The 2667-nt window shown below is 66.2% G+C and carries 6 protein-coding genes; all 6 read right to left on the bottom strand.

Annotated elements, in window-relative coordinates; translation table 11 throughout:
• Positions 1 to 541 (bottom strand): type II secretion system minor pseudopilin GspK (locus WBR57_RS11120; RefSeq protein WP_424083871.1); only part of this gene is annotated, 541 nt, incomplete at its 3' end.
• Positions 538 to 1167, bottom strand: a complete 630-nt coding sequence (locus WBR57_RS11115; RefSeq protein ID WP_424083870.1) for a prepilin-type N-terminal cleavage/methylation domain-containing protein — start codon at positions 1165 to 1167, stop codon at positions 538 to 540. The genes WBR57_RS11120 and WBR57_RS11115, both read right to left, overlap by 4 nt.
• Entirely contained in the window at positions 1164 to 1526 is a 363-nt protein-coding gene (locus WBR57_RS11110) for a type II secretion system protein (RefSeq protein WP_424083869.1), read from the bottom strand. The genes WBR57_RS11115 and WBR57_RS11110 overlap by 4 nt, the downstream gene beginning before the upstream one ends.
• Entirely contained in the window at positions 1523 to 1954 is a 432-nt protein-coding gene (locus WBR57_RS11105; protein ID WP_424083868.1) for a pilus assembly FimT family protein, read from the bottom strand. The genes WBR57_RS11110 and WBR57_RS11105 overlap by 4 nt, the downstream gene beginning before the upstream one ends.
• A 9-nt stretch (positions 1955 to 1963) precedes the next feature.
• On the bottom strand, positions 1964 to 2389 hold the full coding sequence (gspG, locus tag WBR57_RS11100; protein WP_065952958.1) for a type II secretion system major pseudopilin GspG: 426 nt from the start codon (positions 2387 to 2389) through the stop codon (positions 1964 to 1966).
• Positions 2390 to 2409: 20 nt separating this feature from the next.
• On the bottom strand, positions 2410 to 2667 hold a 258-nt coding region (locus WBR57_RS11095), incomplete at its 5' end, for a type II secretion system F family protein (protein WP_424083867.1).

Raw genomic sequence — 2667 nt, 5'->3', positions numbered from 1 at the left:
GTGCGCTGGCGAAGGCCGGATCGGGCCGGTCCAGGCCGCTCCACAGGCTGACCTCGGGCACCAGCGCGCTGTACAGCGCCTGGGTCATGCCCGGCAGCTGCCGCACTTCTTCTATCACCCGAAACGGCGCCAGGCCCTGGTTACGCCGTACCTCCAGGTCCTTGGCGAGTTGGCTGGCCTGGGCCTGGGTCGCACCGCAGGCCAGGGCCAGCCGCGCGAAATCGCCGACCTCGGCGCTGTTCAAGTACAACTTGCCGCGCTCACTGCGCAGGCTGACGCGCAACTGCGCATCGTCGAACACCAACGGGATTTCACGCCCATCGGCGATCCACTGCTTGCGCTGCAACGGGTCGGCCAGGCCTTGCATGGCCAGCGCCACGCCCGCCTCGGCGGCCAACACTGCCTGGGTGTGCTGGCGGTGCCACAGCGCCTGGCGCGTTTCCAGTTGCACCCAGCCGGCCAGGCCGCCGAGCAGCAGGCTGAGCAACGCCAGCACCCACAGCACCAGCAGCAGCGCGACACCGCGCTGATGCTTGATCATTCGGGGCCTCCGCTGGCCAAGTTCAACCGCAACGCGACCACCTGGGTGACCCACGGCACCGGCCCGTTGACCCGCGCCGCAATTCGCACCGCCGAGGGCAAGCGCTTGGTCCACGGCCACTCGCTGATCCAGCCGGTGGCCTGGCCCTTGGGCGACACGCCGCGATAGCTGAACTGCAGGTCTTCGACACCTTTCAACAACACCTGTGGCTCACTGCGCGACGCCGGCACGCTGACCTGCGCTTCAGACTCAAACCGTGCAAATGCCACCTGCAAATCGCGCTGCGCCTCGGCACCGGTCAGTTGCAGGGTGAAGCGCTGAATCCCGCCACCGAGTACGCCCGGCAGGGTCGCGACAAACTGCATGCGCTGTGGGCTGCCGGCAAAAAACCCGTCGGTCTGGCTGTCGTCCTCGGTCACGTCCAGGGGCAGCGCCTCGCTGATGGCGGTACGCAAAAACTGCTGCGCCGCACGCATTTTATCCAGGCTGACGGTGTAGCGCTGCGCCTTGAGCACTGCGCGATTGGCCCCCAGCAGCGCGCCGCCGACCAGGGTCAGCAATACACCGAGCAGGCTCAGCACAATCATGATTTCGAGCAGGGTAAAACCCTGCTGGCGGCGCTTCACAAACCGGCCCCTGCCGCACGCAGTTTCAAGGTGCTGAAACGCGCCTGGCGCGGGCCTTCGCGTACCATCAGGTCGAGGCGAAACAAGTGCGGCTGGCCGATGCGCGTCGGCTGCTGGGCGATGCGCAGTTGCCAGGCGATGCCGTCCAAATCGCCTTGGCGCACGCCATTGGCCAGGGGGCCGGCGGCTTCCTGGTCCATCACGCTGACGGCGGCATGGCTCAGGCGGTCGCTGTGGGCGACTTGCAGCAGCGAACGCGCGCTCTGGCCGAAGGCGACCAGGAGCACGCTGCTGCAGATCGCCATAAGCGTCAGCGCGGCGAGCATTTCCAGCAGGGTAAAACCGGCTTGCTGTTTCATGGCAGCGCCTTGGACTGCACGCTGCCGGTCAGCCAGCCAATATCGATGCGCCAGCGCCGGCTGCCATTGACCAACAACAGGTTACCGCCGGTGGAACTGCCGTCGGCGTAGAACTCCACCGCCGAGCCTGCGTGTTCGGCGGTGTGCAGGGTGACTTGCAGGTCGGCCGGCCAGTGTTTTTTCGGCCGGCCCGGGGCCTGGAAGCTGAGCGTGCGCAGGTCGAAGACGGTGGCTTCCGTGCTGCCGTTGACGATTGCTCTGGCCCGCGTGCTGCGCAGCGCCTCGACCATTTGCCCAACCACTTGACGCTCCTTGGCCGCGCGCAGGCCTTGCTGCAGACCAAAACCCACCAAGCCGGCCGCGATGCTGATCAAGACGATCACCACCAGCATTTCCAGCAAGGTAAAGCCACGTTGGGCGTTGGCCATGGTCAGCGGTTATTCCCAGTTGCCCAGGTCGGCGCTGTAGCCTTCGCCGCCGGGTTGGCCGTCCTGGCCGTAGAAGATCAGGTCGAACGCGCCATGCTCGCCGGGGAAGCGGTAGCCGAAGGCATGGCCGAACGGGTCCTTGAGGTCTGACGGTTTGGCGTAAGGCCCGGCCCAGCCGGCGGTGTTGCCCGGCTTGTCGACCAGTTGCTGCAGGGACTTGGGCGGCGAGCCGACGTCCAGGCCGTAGCTTTCGATTTTCATGCTCAGGCTGGCCAGTTGCGCCTTGCCCGCGCCGTATTTGCCTTTGTCGACATTGCCGCCGACCTGGCGCACCACGATGGTCGCGACGATGCCCAGCAGCACGATCACGGCGAGCATTTCCAGCAGGGTAAAACCGCCCTGGCGGCGGGCGGACTTGAAGCGGGTATGGCGCATGGGTAAGGGTCCTTGAGGGTTCATATATTGCTGGTCAGGCTCATCAGCGGCAGCATGATCGCGAGCATAATCACCGCCACCAGCACCGCCATGACCACGGTCAGCGACGGCACCAGCGCGGCGAGCAGGCGGTCGATGCCGCGCTTGGCCTCGACGTCGAACACGTCGGCGACCTTGAGCAGCATGCTGTCGAGTTCGCCGGCCTGCTCGCCGACTTCAATCATTTGCAGCGCCAGGTCCGGCAGCAACGGCTGCGCGCCGAAGGCACTGGCGAGGGT

Source organism: Pseudomonas sp., assembly GCF_049590575.1.
In the GTDB taxonomy this organism is placed as follows: domain Bacteria; phylum Pseudomonadota; class Gammaproteobacteria; order Pseudomonadales; family Pseudomonadaceae; genus Aquipseudomonas.
This window is presented reverse-complemented; position numbering and strand designations above follow the sequence as displayed.